The sequence below is a fragment of the Segatella copri genome, from assembly GCF_009495355.1.
In the GTDB taxonomy this organism is placed as follows: Bacteria; Bacteroidota; Bacteroidia; order Bacteroidales; family Bacteroidaceae; genus Prevotella.
In genome coordinates, this window is sequence record NZ_VZAD01000061.1 from 38,194 (window position 1) to 51,810 (window position 13,617).

The window sequence follows — 13,617 nt, forward strand, 5'->3', positions numbered from 1 at the left end:
TTGCCCTTACAGGGCGTCTTGCTGATTGCTAATATACCCAGGGCGTTGCCCTGGGCTAAGAGCTTCTGCCCTTTCAGGGCGTGCTGCTTCTAAGAGCTTCTGCCCTTCAGGGCGTGGTGTTTATTTGATTTCCACTTCGTGCAAATCCACGAACTCACCATTTTTTCTCTTTCTCTCCACAAGCATGTTGAAGAGTTTTCGCTTGCGGTTGCCTTCTACAAATCGACGGAAGAAGACGTTGGGGATAGCCACACCCAGGGCGATGCAGATGATGGCGAGCGATGCCTTGATCATATTGTTCATGCCGACGGTAACCTCGCCTACCACGCCGTGCATATCAATGAAGGCAAAGAGAGCGCGATACATCAAGACACCCGGAACCATTGGGATGACACTCGGGATGGTGATACACTGATGAGGAGTGTGGAACCAGTGGCGCGCCTTGATGACGATGATGCTGATGAGAGCCGAACCTGCCAGAGAACCAATACTGAGACCCATGTCAAGACCAATATTGCCATTACTTGGACCCAGGTTGACAATGTTGCGGAAACAAACAGCGATGATACCTCCCACAGCAACTACCGGCAGCAGACGGCGCGGAATGCTGAAGATGGTGGAGAATCCCATGGCCGATACGGCTGCTGCTATGGCATATTCCCAGTAGGCATGATGGGGCGTCATGGTAAGGTCGGTCACAAAATTGTCGATGTGGCACACCTGTATGGCGAATGCAATACCGAAAGCCATAGCCAATACCATCAGCAATGTATTGAGGGCTCTTACCATTCCCACTTCGATGTAGCCGTCTACCATGTCGCATACGAAATTGATAAGTGGCACTCCCGGTACGATAAACAGAGCGCAGGCCATCAGCGGATGCCAAGGTGTGGCAGAGAGCATGAAGCCTGGCAGACTGGAGGCAATGGATGGTGTGAGTGACAGGAAAGAGGTGGCCCATGCGATGAGTGTTGCCACGAAAGCGGCAATACCTATAGCTACATAGTTGTTGCAACCCTTAGTAGGGAGGAACATACGAAGGCGGAAACCTAAGATAGCAGCCAGCGAACAATAGAAGAAGGCTGGCCAGTCGCAACCGAACTGTATGCAGAAGCCACCACAGGCGAAGCCGCCGCCTACAGCCACTTGCCATGGTGTAAAACTGCGCTTGGTAGACTTGATGTCCTGCAGAGCCTGCTCATACTGGTCGAGCGAGTAGTCTTCCTTGATGGCACGCCATGTCAACTTGCTCACCAATGAGATGGTGGTAAGGTTGATGCCATGCTTCTCGCAGCGCTGAAACTTTGTGAAGGAGTGTTCTTCGTCGCTGTAGTTCACCATCAGCACATTCCAGTTTACAAAAAGGTGGATGTACTGTTCGTCGAGTCCTAAGAAAGCAGCCGTGCGCTTCATGGTTCGCATGATGCGCGATGTGTCGGCGGCACTCTCCATCAGCAGACTGCCAGTACGGAGCAGCAGGTCGAGTTTGCGTCGAAGCTCCGACTCGGCTATCTCCTTGCAGTTGCAGTTGTCCTTGTGGTTGCCGCATTTGCATTTTTCCTTGCTCTCTTGTTGGGCCAGCAGGGCCTCCATTTCTTTTCCGTGATCCATTGATGTTTTTTATATAACTATTTTTCTCTTTACTTGTTTTTTACTCAAGTTTCGCAAATTATTCATCTTCCTGTCCGTTATTATCCGAACACGAAGATGATGATCTGAATGGTTACGATGCGCAGGAACATGGCGAATGGGTAAACATTGGCGTAGCCCACTGAAGGCGCATCGGCACTGGTCTGGTCTCTCACATAAGCCAAGGCTGAAGGATTGGTGTTGGCACCAGCCAAAACGCCCAGGAGAGTGTAGTAGTTGATGTGGAAGGCATAACGGCCTATGATGCCGCCCAATATGATAGGTATCATGGTGATGGCTATGCCGTAGAGAATCCATATCATGCCCGACTCCGTGGCTACGGTCTGTATGAACTGCTCGCCTGTGCCCAATCCCACACATGCCAGGAAGATGCAGATGCCTATCTCGCGAATCATCAGGTTGGCTGAAATCGTATTATAGGTCACAAGGTTGTGCTTAGGACCAAAGTATCCTATCAGGATAGCCACGATGAGCGGACCTCCTGTCAGTCCGAGTCGCAGACTCTCTGAAATGCCAGGGATAAAGAAAGGTATGTTGGCAACGATACATCCTAACATGATGCCCAAGAAGATTGGAATCAGGTTGGGGTAGTTGAGTCGTTTCATCTGGTTGCCCAGTACTTTCTCGGTATGGCTGATGGCCAACTCTGTGCCTACTACTGTAACTCGGTCGCCCAACTGCAGCTTGAGGCTTGGAGTGGCAATAAGGTCTACACCAGCACGGTTGACTCGGGTGATGTTGGTACCCAGGTTGGAACGAATCTGCATCTGGCTGATGGTCTTGCCGTTGATGCCTGGCTTGGTGATAAGGATACGGCGGGTTATCAGCTCATTGCCAAACTGTTCCCAGTCCATCTCCACCTGTTCGCCCAGCAAGGCTATGATAGGCTCCTGTACGGCAGGATGAGCCACAATGAATACCACATCGTCCTCATTGAGCACGGTATGTCCGTTGACTATCTCATGATGCTCGTCGCTGTCGGGACGGTGAATCTTTGAAATCATGAAGTCGCGTCCCAAGAGCTCGCGTACCTGCTTTACGGTGTCGCCAAATATCATCTTGTTGGTGATTTTCACCGAGAAGGTGTTCAGAGTCATGGCTTCCAAGTGTCCCTTGCCGCTCTTTGCCTCGCTCTCCTCCTTCTCCTTATTAATATGTAGAGCAAATCTCAGAATGACGAACGACAGGATAACGCCGAGCACACCCATAGGATAGGCGATGGCGTAGCCGGCTGCGATGCTGGGGGCATCGATATGGCGCAGGTCGCTGAACGCCTGTTGTGCGGCACCCAGTCCGGGAGTGTTGGTTACGGCACCCGACAGAATACCTGCCATAGAGGTAATGGAAGTCCCCGAAGCATAGAATATTCCCAATGTGGTAGCGATACTCAGCGCTATCACAATGATGCTGAGCATGTTGAGACTTCTGCCGCCATTCTTGAACGACGAGAAGAAGCTGGGGCCCACCTCAAGACCGATGGAGTAAACGAAGAGTATCAGTCCGAACTCCTTCAAAAAGTGGAGCAGGTGCTCATCGAGGTTGAGCGAGAAATGACCGAAGACAAGACCGATGAAAAGAATCCAGGCCAAGCCTAAGGACACACCTTTCACTCGGATTTTGCCTAAACACAGGCCCAGCGTAATGACCAAAGCTAAAATCATCACCGAATGGGCTACACCGCCTCCCCAAAGGTCGGGAAAACCATAAAACAAATTCCTTAAAATTTCCATAACTACTTTTTGTAATTCGAGATTCGCAATTTCTCTCTTACGTGCGAATGTTTGGTTCGTATTTGAATTTTCGGGTGCAAAGTTACTAATTTTTATTGATTTATAGCTTTGTCTCATGCTTTTTTTGTACTTTTGCAGCCGAAATTTTATGTGGAGAGGCTTTCCCGCATTTTTCATCGTGCGATAGAAGGAACTTTTGTGACTTCATCGCCTGGTTTCAACACACTTTTAAGTAACAAAGTACATTCTCATCATGTTGGATATAAAGAGTTTGGAGGGCAAGCGTATTGCCGTTTTGCTTTCGGGAGGAGTTGACAGCTCCGTAGTGGTTTGGGAGTTTGCCCGTATAGGCTTGCATCCCGACTGCTTCTATATCAAGATCGGACCCGAGGAAAAGGAAGAGTGGGACTGCTCTTCTGAGGAAGACCTCGAGATGGCTACCGCCGTAGCTGCCAAGTATGGTTGTAAGCTGCAGGTGGTAGACTGTCATCAGGAATACTGGAACGAGGTGACACGCTACACCATGGAGAAGGTGAAGGCCGGCTATACGCCCAATCCTGACGTGATGTGCAACAGGCTCATCAAGTTTGGTGCCTTCGACGAGAAGATGGGGCACAACTATGACCTGATAGCAACTGGTCATTATGCACAGACAGAAATCGACGAGCAGGGTGATAAGTGGCTGGTGACAAGTCCCGATCCAGTGAAGGATCAGACCGACTTCCTGGCACAGATTTATTCCTGGCAGCTTCGCAAGGCCATCTTCCCCATTGGGCATCATGTGAAGAACGAGGTGCGTGAGATAGCCGAGGCAGAACACCTCGTCAATGCCAAGCGCCGCGACAGCCAGGGCATCTGTTTCTTGGGGCAGATCAACTACAACGACTATATCCGCCGTTACCTGGGCGACAATCCTGGTGATGTGGTAGAGTTGGAAACGGGCAAGCGCATCGGCGAGCACAAGGGACTGTGGTATCACACCATAGGCCAGCGTAAGGGACTTGGCTTTGGCGGCGGCCCCTGGTTTGTGGTGAAGAAAGATGTGGAGCACAACATCCTTTACGTGAGTCATGGCTATGATCCGCAGACTGCCTATAAGAAGGACTTTCCGCTGCATGACTTCCACTTCCTTACCCGCGAGGTGGACATGCATCATGTCACCTTCAAGATACGCCATACCCCCGAGTATCATCCTGCCACAATAGAACGTATGGAGGATGGAAGGCTGATGGTACATGCCGGGGAAGCCATACACGGAGTGGCTCCAGGCCAGTTCTGTGTGGTATATGATGAGAATCATCATCGTTGCTATGGCTCAGGCGAAATAACGGTATAAGCAGAGCCAACTGTCGTAAGTTCAGAAGTTATCATTGCAGCAGCACGCCCTGAAAGGGCAGAAGCTCTTAGCCCAGGGCAGCGCCCTGGGTATAAAGGCAGCCAGCAAGGCGCCCTGTAAGGGCAAAAGCTTTAAAACTCCAGGTATTTTTTAAAGCTTTTGCCCTTACAGGGCGACAAGTTTGCGAACATGATAACCCAGGGCAACGCCCTGGGCTAAGAGCTTCTGCCCTTTCAGGGCGTGTGGGGCAAAACTTGCGAAACTTCAGTCAATAAAAATATGTGAACATCCAACAGGATAGTCAAAAATAGTACAATAATTATAAAAAATCAGTTGAAAGGGCTGATAATTCGGAATTTTTGTCTAATTTTGCACCTTGGTTTTATATAGGTGCCGCCTGGCACCATGTTACAATAAAGAAAAGAATAAAGAAATTATTAAATAATAATGAAGAAGAAAATTCAGTTCAGTCTCGTATATCGAGACATGTGGCAGAGTTCTGGTAAGTTCCAGCCACGCAAGGATCAGTTGGCTAAGATAGCCCCAGTAATCATCGAGATGGGATGCTTTAGCCGTGTAGAGACCAATGGCGGTGCTTTCGAGCAGGTAAACCTCCTCGCTGGTGAGAATCCTAATGATGCAGTTCGTGCATTCTGCAAGCCTTTCAATGAGGTGGGTATCAAGACCCACATGCTCGACCGTGGATTGAACGCTCTTCGTATGTATCCTGTGCCAGACGATGTACGTGCCTTGATGTACAAGGTGAAGGCTAAGCAGGGTACCAACATCACCCGTATCTTTGATGGTTTGAACGATGTTCGCAACATCATTCCTTCTATCAAGTGGGCCAAGGAGGGCGGCATGACTCCACAGTGTGCACTCTGTATCACCAACTCTCCTGTTCATACACTCGAATATTATATGAACATTGCCGACCAGCTCATCGCTGCCGGTGCTGAGGAAATCTGCTTGAAGGATATGGCTGGTATCGGTCAGCCTGCTTTCCTCGGTAAGCTGACCAAGATGATCAAGGATAAGTATCCACAGATCATCATCCAGTATCATGGTCACTCAGGTCCTGGTCTCTCTATGGCTTCTATCCTCGAGGTCTGCAACAACGGTGCCGACATCATCGATACAGCCATTGAGCCATTGTCATGGGGTAAGGTTCACCCAGACGTCATCTCTGTCATCAGCATGCTGAAGAACGAGGGCTTCGAGGTTCCAGAGATCAACATGAGCGCTTACATGAAGGCTCGTGCCATGACTCAGGAGTTCATCGACGAGTGGCTCGGCTACTTCATCAACCCTGGCAATAAGATCATGTCTTCTTTGTTGCTCGGTTGCGGTCTCCCTGGCGGTATGATGGGTTCTATGATGGCAGATCTCGGCGGTATGCGCCAGACCATCAACAATATCCGCAAGAAGAAGGGTGAGGAAGAGTTGTCTATGGACGACCTGCTCATCAAGCTCTTCGACGAGGTAGAGTATGTATGGCCACGCGTGGGTTATCCTCCATTGGTAACACCATTCAGCCAGTACGTGAAGAACATCTCCCTGATGAACCTCCTCACCATGGAGCAGGGCAAGGGTCGCTTCGTAATGATGGACGACTCTATGTGGGGTATGATTCTCGGTAAGAGTGGTAAGATTCCTGGAACTATCGATCCAGAACTCGTAGAACTTGCCAAGAAGCAGGGCCGCGAGTTTACAGACGTAGATGCTCATACATTGCTCACCAACGCCCTCGACGACTTCAAGAAGGAGATGGACGAGAATGGTTGGGATTACGGTCAGGACGACGAGGAACTCTTCGAGCTTGCCATGCACCCAGAGCAGTATCGCAATTACAAGAGCGGTCAGGCTAAGAAGAACTTCCTGGCAGACCTGCAGAAGGCTAAGGATGCCAAGCTTGGCTCAACATTGACTCCTGCCCAGTTGGCAGAGTTCAAGCATGCCAAGGCTGATGCTATCGTAGCACCTGTAGCCGGTCAGATTTTCTGGGAGTTCCAGGGCGAGGGAGAATGCCAGCCAGCCGTAGAGCCATTCATCGGCAAGGAGTATAAGGAAGGTGATGCCTTCTGCTACATCCTGGCTCCATGGGGCGAGTTCGAGACCGTTCCTGCAGCTCTTGGTGGAAAGCTTGTAGAAATCAATGCCAAGCAGGGCAGCAAGATTCGCAAGGGCGATGTGATCGCCTACATTGAGCGAGAGGCTGAATAATGTTGAATGTTCAGTGTTTAATGTTTACTTTGCAAGTATCGTGGCGTCTGCCTAATTAAACACTGAACATGACAAACCAAACATTAAATAGATGAATTATCAAGCTATTATTGATAAGTATTATCCTGAGGATAATGAGCTTCGTCATATCCTCATTACCCATAGTCAATCTGTAGCGCGAAGAGCGCTACAGATTGTTTCGTCTCATCCCGAACTGCATCTTGACGCTCAGTTTGTGGAAGAGGCAGCCATGCTTCACGACATCGGAATCTATCTTACCGATGCTCCTGGCATCATGTGTTTTGGCAGTCAACCCTACATCTGTCATGGTCGTCTGGGTGCCGAACTGATGCGTCGTGAAGGCTTCGAGCGCCATGCACGTGTGTGCGAGCGCCATACGGGAGCAGGCATCACATGCCAGCAGATAGAGAGTCAGAATCTGCCTTTGCCTCATCAGGATTTCCTTCCCGAAACCATGGAGGAAAAGGTGATCTGCTATGCTGACAAGTTCTTCAGCAAGACTCATCTCGATCGTGAGAAAACCGTCCAGCAGGCTGAGAAAAGCTTGGCCAAGTTTGGCGAGGAGGGTGTCCTGCGCTTCAAGGAGTGGGAAAAAATGTTCGAATGAGCTAAAAAGACGTCAGCATGATGTGTAATCTAAGCAGAAATGCTTAACTTTGCAAACTAAATGAGAAAATATCCTTTCATAGCACTTTTGTTGTTTGCCTTCATCTGTATGATGGCAAGTCCCAACATGCCGTTCTTCAAGAAGAAAAAGAAGAAGGCTGCCGCCGACTCTACGGCTGTGGTCGATTCTGTCTTGCGCGACTCAGCAGGCAATGTGGTGGCTGATACTGCCCGCATGGACTCTCTGCAAAAGGCTATCTGGAAGCACAACCAAGTGGTGGACGACAGTATTCGTCTCGACAGTATTGCCCGCAAGAAGTCGGGTGGAGTAGATGCTCCTGTCACTTATTCGGCTTCCGACTCGCTTGTCTATGACGCCAAGAACAAGGTGGCGCATCTTTATGGCTCTGCGCAGGTGAAGTATGAGAATATGGATCTTGCCAGCGACCGTATTTCGATGGACATCGATAAGAGTAACGTGAAGGCTATGGGTACGGCCGACTCTACTGCCGAGGGTGGTGTAAAGGGAAAGCCTGTATTCAAGATGGGTAGCGACGAGTATGATACCGATACCATCAAGTTCAATTTCAAGAGCAAGAAAGCCCTTATTAATAATGTATATACCGAGCAGCAGGACGGTTTCCTGTCGGGTATGCGCTCCAAGCGCGACTCTTCAGGAGTGATCTATCTGCAGCATGGACGTTACACCACCTGCGATGACCCACATCCTGATTTCTATATCTCGCTCTCGCGTGCCAAGGTGCGTCCTGGCAAGGATGTAGTCTTTGGCCCGGCTTACCTCGTGGTGTGTGATGTGCCTATGCCTTTCGCCATTCCTTATGGTTTCTTCCCCTTTACCAAGAGCTATAGCAGCGGTTTTATCATGCCTACTTATGGCGATGAGAGCGACCGAGGATTCTATTTGCGCGATGGTGGATATTATTTTGCCATCAACGACAAATGGGACTTGAAACTCCTGGGCGAAATCTACACCAAGGGCTCTTGGGGTCTCTCGGCTGCCAGCAACTATCGCAAGCGCTACAAGTATTCGGGAAGCTTCTATTTCAGCTATCAGGATACTAAGACAGGTGATAAGGGAATGCCCGACTTTGCCGAGCAGGAGAGTTTCAAGTTGCAATGGAGCCATCGACAAGACTCCAAGGCCAATCCTTACAGCTCGCTTTCTGCCAGCGTCAACTTTGCTTCAACCAGTTATGAGCGCAACAATCTCAACTCGCTCTATAATCCACAGTCGATGACGCAGAGTACCAGAACCTCTTCTGTCAACTGGAGCACCAACTTTTCGAGCATAGGTATGTCGCTGACGGCAACTACCAACCTCTCGCAGAACATGCGCGACTCTTCGTTGGCAGTCACTCTGCCCGACCTCAATATCAACATTGCGCGTTTCTATCCATTCCGTCGCAAGAAGATGGTGGGTGACGAGCGATGGTATGAGAAGATAGCCCTGAGCTATACAGGACATGTGAGCAACTCCATTTCCACTAAGGAAGATCTGCTTTTCAAGAGCAATCTTATTAAAGACTGGCGCAACGGATGGGAACATCGCATTCCGGTAAGTGCCAACTTCACGCTCTTCAAGTACATCAACATCAGTCCTAACTTCAACTTTACCGACCGTATGTACACCAATAAGGTCACTAAGTCGTGGGACGAGCAGAAGCAGGTCGAGGTGGCTGATACGACCTATGGTTTCCATAATGTGTACAACTGGAACATGAGCATCAGTGCCTCTACCAAGCTTTATGGTTTCTGGGTGCCCAACCGCAAGCTCTTCGGTGACAAGATACAGGCCATACGCCACGTGCTCTCGCCAACTGTAAGCTTCAGCTATGCGCCAGACTTTGGTGCTTCTCGCTATGGATACTGGGATACTTATCAGAAGACTGATGCCAATGGAAATGTATCGCTCGTCAGCTACTCGCCTTATCAAAACTCGCTCTTTGGTGTGCCGGGCAAGGGTAAGCAGGGAAGCATTTCCTTCACATTGGGCAACAACCTTGAGATGAAGGTCAAGAGCGATAAGGACTCCACCGGATTTAAAAAGATAAGTCTTATCGATGCTTTCGATATCAATATGAGTTACAATACGGCAGCCAAGGTGCGGCCATGGAGTGACCTCGGTATCGACTTGCGCCTGAAATGGTGGAAAAACTATACTTACAGTATGCATGCTGTCTTTGCCACCTATGCCTATGAACTCGACGAACAGGGAAATCCTTATGTGGGAACCCATACTGAGTGGGGCAAGGGACGTTTCGGACGTTTCCAGGGTATGTCGCAGAACTTCTCTTTCACGCTTACGCCTGATAAGTTGAAGAAACTATTCGGAGGAGGCGATGACAGCGACAGCGAAAACTCCCGCAACAAGGATGACGATGAGGGTGTAGATACCAGTATCGAAACCAATATCGACGATGATATGGAGGCCGGAAAGCATGGAGCCAAGAAGAAGGGCGGAAAGGCCAAGACCGATGACGACGGTTACATGGCTTTCAATATGCCTTGGTCGCTTTCTGTGGGTTACGGTATCACCATGCGTGAGGATACTCGCCGAGAAAAGTTCAACGAGAGCACCATGCGCTATCCATACAAGTTTACCCAGACTCTCAACTTCAGTGGTAACGTGCGTATCAGTGATGGCTGGAACATCAGTTTCTCATCTGGCTACGACTTCGAGAACAAGGCCATGAGTATGACAACTGCTTCTCTGCAGCGCGACCTCCACTGTTTCAATATGAGTTGTTCGGTAGTGTTAGCTCCTTACACCAGCTATAACTTCACGTTCCGTTGTAACGCTTCTACGCTTACAGATGCTTTGAAGTACGATAAGCGAAGCGGTTATTCCAACGCCGTGCAGTGGTATTGATGCAGGAAAGGTAGATGGTGAGAGTCGAGGAAGGCTCAACTTTTACAAGTATAATAGAAGATATTTTACTCAAGTTTCGCAAGTGGTTTAAGTACGGGCAGAAGGTCCAGTTCCAGAAGCAGCACGCCCTGAAAGGGCAGAAGCTCTTAGCCCAGGGCAGCGCCCTGGGTATAATGGCTATCAGGAAGGCGCCCTGTAAGGGCAAAAGCTTTGAAAATTGCCTGAGTTTTAAAGCTTTTGCCCTTACAGGGCGACAGGTTTGCGAACGTAATAACCCAGGGCGTTGCCCTGGGCTAAGAGCTTCTGCCCTTTCAGGGCGTGTGGGATAAAAATATTTTATATAGAAAAGGCTTTTGCAACCAGGTTGCAGAAGCCTTTTTGTATTTTTGCATCCGAAAAAGAACAGAAATATAATATAACTAAAGTATCTTATCAATATGGAAACAAATCATCATCATCACGAATGTGGTTGTGCTCAAGGTTCTCACGGTTGTGGCTGTGAGCATCATCACGAGCATCATGACGAGCATGGAAGCCTTGGCAAGCGCTTTCTGCTCATTTCGGTCACTGTATTATTGCTTATAGGAGCTTACTTCGTCGAAAAGACATGTGCGCTGTCTACCTGGCAGTTGCTCCTGGTTTATCTTGTTCCCTATCTGCTGATAGGTCACGACACCTTGGGCGAGGCTGCCGAGGGTATTGCTCATGGCGATGTGTTCAATGAACATTTCCTGATGACCATTGCCACCATAGGAGCCTTGTGCATCGGTTTCTTTCCGGGCGAGGAGACAGAGTTTGCTGAGGCTGTCTTCGTCATGCTTTTCTTCCAGGTGGGTGAACTCTTCGAAGGCTATGCCGAGGGAAAGAGTCACGACAGTATCTCACATCTGATGACCATTCGTCCTGATGTGGCTCACGTCTGTCATGGAGAAGAGGTGCAGACAGTTGCGCCCGAGACGGTACAAATAGGCGAGACGGTTCTGGTAAAACGAGGAGAGAAAGTGCCTCTTGACGGTAATGTCGTCAGTGGTTCTGCGCTTCTTGACACTTCTGTCCTTACGGGCGAGAGTGTACCTCGTGAGGTAAAAGAGGGCGATGAGGTTTATTCGGGCAGCATCAATGTGAAGGGAGAACTGCGTTTGCAGACCACCAAGACTTTTGGTGAGAGTACAGCCTCTCGCATCATAGCCTTGGTAGAGGGGGCCGGTGCAAGCAAGTCGCGCAGTGAGTCTTTCATCACCCGCTTTGCCCGCGTTTATACTCCTGTAGTTGTGCTGGCAGCCTTGGTCTTGGCTATTGTCCCGCCTCTCTTGGGCGCTTTGGGCTTGGGTGTGCAGCTCTTTGGTGAGGGCAGTTTTATGCAACTGTTGCCTCTTTGGCTCAACCGTGCGCTTATCTTCCTTGTGGTATCCTGTCCTTGTGCCTTGGTTATCAGTGTGCCGCTCACTTTCTTCGGTGGCATTGGCGGAGCCTCCCGTGCAGGTATTCTCATCAAGGGAAGCAGTTATATGGACGCTCTTGCCAAGGTTGGCGTAGTGGTGTTTGATAAGACTGGAACGCTGACTCATGGCGAGGTGTTGGTACAGGCCGATGAGGGTGCGCCTGTTGTGGTAGGCGACCGTGTAAAAGAAAGCAGTGCCGAGGCCATAGCCCAGTTGCGCCGTGAGGGTGTCGTCAAGACGGTGATGCTTACAGGCGACCGTCAGGAAGTGGGCGATCGCATAGCCCGTCAGTTGGGTCTCGATGAATATAAAGCCGAGCTGATGCCAGCCGACAAGTTGGTTCATGTAGAACAACTGTTGAAGCAGAAACCTGCAGGCAAGACTTTGGCTTATGTAGGTGATGGCATCAACGATGCGCCCGTATTGAAGAGGGCAGATGTGGGAATAGCCATGGGTGCCTTGGGATGTGATGCTGCCATCGAGGCTGCTGATGTGGTATTGATGGACGATGAGCCTCGAAAGGTTCCTCTTGCTGTTCACATTGCCCGTCGCACCATCCGCATTGCCCATCAGAATGTGGCCTTTGCCATAGGAGTCAAAGTGGCAGTCCTGTTGCTTGCCACCGTGGGTTTAGGTACCATGTGGATGGCTGTCTTCGCCGATGTCGGCGTAACGGTTCTTGCTGTCCTCAATGCCATGAGAGCATTGAAGAAAGTGGAATAGTTCCGCTTGTTATAAAAATATCAACCCACCTGTCTTGGAAATCCAAAACAAGTGGGTTGTTATTTTTAGGGCGTTTTTACCCTTTTACCTTTTTACTCTTTTACCCTTTTACTTTTTTACCCTTTTACCTTTAAAAGTCTGATACTCATAGGACTCACGGTGATGAGTCGTTTCTTGTAGAGGTCGCCAATGGCACGCTTGAATACCTTTTTGCTGACATGGAAGCGTTCGTAGATATCGTCAGCCTCGCTCTTGTCGCCTAAGTCGCAGGCACCATCGTTATCGAGCAGATACTGGTAGAGTGTTTCGGCAAAGTCGGCAGTTTGCTGTTGTCCTGTTTTCTGCAGACTCACATCAATCTTTCCGTCAGGGCGCACTCTTCCGATATAGCCTTTCATTCTGTCGCCAGTATGAATGTACTGGAATATCTGGTCCTGATAGAGCAGACCAGGGTACTGGTTGTCGATGATGACCTTGAAGCCGAGGTCTGTCTTCTGCCAGATCAGCAAGTCCACTTCGTCGCCATGACGATAGTGAGGATGTTCCTCCGACAGGTATCGCTCCACCTTGGCAGATGCTACGATACGATAGCTCTCCTCGTCAATATGTACGTGAACGATGTATGACTGGCCCAAAACCATGCGCTTCTTCTGCTCACGGAAGGGACAGAAAAGGTCTTTCATCAGTCCCCATCCCAAGAAAGCGCCATATTCGTTCACCCATTTCACTTCGAGGTAGGCGAAGTCGCCCACTTTGGCAAGTGGCTTCTCGGTGGTAGCGATGAGTCGCTCGTCTTGGTCGAGGTAGATAAACACCTCAAGCTCGTCGCCAATGCTCACCTCTTCGGGTACGTAACGGGTAGGAAGAAGGATTTCTCCTTCTTCACCTCCGTCAAGGTAAATGCCGAAGTCTACTCTTTTCACCACTCTCAGGCTGTTGAAATCGCCTAATTTTATCTTGTTGCTCATATATGTGTTCTTTGTTTTTCTGTAGGTT

General features: G+C 49.6%; 8 protein-coding genes. 5 read left to right on the top strand and 3 right to left on the bottom strand.

The window, feature by feature from the left end; all coding sequences use genetic code 11:
- Window positions 1–120 precede the first annotated feature (120 nt).
- Window positions 121–1,611: a threonine/serine ThrE exporter family protein gene (locus tag F7D20_RS07495; protein ID WP_228114132.1), complete on the bottom strand. Its 1,491-nt coding sequence runs from the start codon at window positions 1,609–1,611 to the stop codon at window positions 121–123.
- Between the two features lie 80 nt (window positions 1,612–1,691).
- Window positions 1,692–3,380: a putative transporter gene (locus F7D20_RS07500; protein WP_158463490.1), complete on the bottom strand. Its 1,689-nt coding sequence runs from the start codon at window positions 3,378–3,380 to the stop codon at window positions 1,692–1,694.
- A 253-nt stretch (window positions 3,381–3,633) separates the two neighbouring features.
- Here F7D20_RS07500 and mnmA point away from each other — a divergent pair, with 253 nt between their 5' ends.
- From mnmA to F7D20_RS07525, 5 genes are all read left to right on the top strand, one after another.
- Window positions 3,634–4,716, top strand: coding sequence for a tRNA 2-thiouridine(34) synthase MnmA (gene mnmA, locus F7D20_RS07505; RefSeq protein ID WP_158463491.1), 1,083 nt, complete (start codon window positions 3,634–3,636; stop codon window positions 4,714–4,716).
- Between the two features lie 447 nt (window positions 4,717–5,163).
- Window positions 5,164–6,939: an oxaloacetate decarboxylase gene (locus F7D20_RS07510; RefSeq protein WP_158463492.1), complete on the top strand. Its 1,776-nt coding sequence runs from the start codon at window positions 5,164–5,166 to the stop codon at window positions 6,937–6,939.
- Between the two features lie 91 nt (window positions 6,940–7,030).
- Window positions 7,031–7,567: an HDIG domain-containing metalloprotein gene (locus F7D20_RS07515; protein ID WP_158463493.1), complete on the top strand. Its 537-nt coding sequence runs from the start codon at window positions 7,031–7,033 to the stop codon at window positions 7,565–7,567.
- A 60-nt stretch (window positions 7,568–7,627) separates the two neighbouring features.
- Entirely contained in the window at window positions 7,628–10,456 is a 2,829-nt protein-coding gene (locus F7D20_RS07520) for a putative LPS assembly protein LptD (RefSeq protein WP_158463494.1), read from the top strand.
- A gap of 437 nt (window positions 10,457–10,893) precedes the next feature.
- Window positions 10,894–12,621 carry an HAD-IC family P-type ATPase gene (locus tag F7D20_RS07525; RefSeq protein ID WP_158463495.1) on the top strand — a complete coding sequence of 576 codons (1,728 nt, stop codon included), beginning with the start codon at window positions 10,894–10,896 and terminating at the stop codon, window positions 12,619–12,621.
- A 116-nt stretch (window positions 12,622–12,737) separates the two neighbouring features.
- Here the strand turns inward: F7D20_RS07525 and F7D20_RS07530 are convergent, their stop codons facing one another.
- A complete protein-coding gene (locus tag F7D20_RS07530) occupies window positions 12,738–13,589 on the bottom strand; it encodes a CvfB family protein (RefSeq protein WP_158463496.1) in 852 nt (283 codons plus the stop codon).
- Between the last annotated feature and the right edge of the window lie 28 nt (window positions 13,590–13,617).

Coding starts and splice junctions, on each gene's coding strand:
- F7D20_RS07495 (WP_228114132.1), bottom strand. CDS start 1,611: ATGGATCACGGAAAAGAAATGGAGGCCCTGCTGGCCCAACAAGAGAGC.
- F7D20_RS07500 (WP_158463490.1), bottom strand. CDS start 3,380: ATGGAAATTTTAAGGAATTTGTTTTATGGTTTTCCCGACCTTTGGGGA.
- mnmA (WP_158463491.1), top strand. CDS start 3,634: ATGTTGGATATAAAGAGTTTGGAGGGCAAGCGTATTGCCGTTTTGCTT.
- F7D20_RS07510 (WP_158463492.1), top strand. CDS start 5,164: ATGAAGAAGAAAATTCAGTTCAGTCTCGTATATCGAGACATGTGGCAG.
- F7D20_RS07515 (WP_158463493.1), top strand. CDS start 7,031: ATGAATTATCAAGCTATTATTGATAAGTATTATCCTGAGGATAATGAG.
- F7D20_RS07520 (WP_158463494.1), top strand. CDS start 7,628: ATGAGAAAATATCCTTTCATAGCACTTTTGTTGTTTGCCTTCATCTGT.
- F7D20_RS07525 (WP_158463495.1), top strand. CDS start 10,894: ATGGAAACAAATCATCATCATCACGAATGTGGTTGTGCTCAAGGTTCT.
- F7D20_RS07530 (WP_158463496.1), bottom strand. CDS start 13,589: ATGAGCAACAAGATAAAATTAGGCGATTTCAACAGCCTGAGAGTGGTG.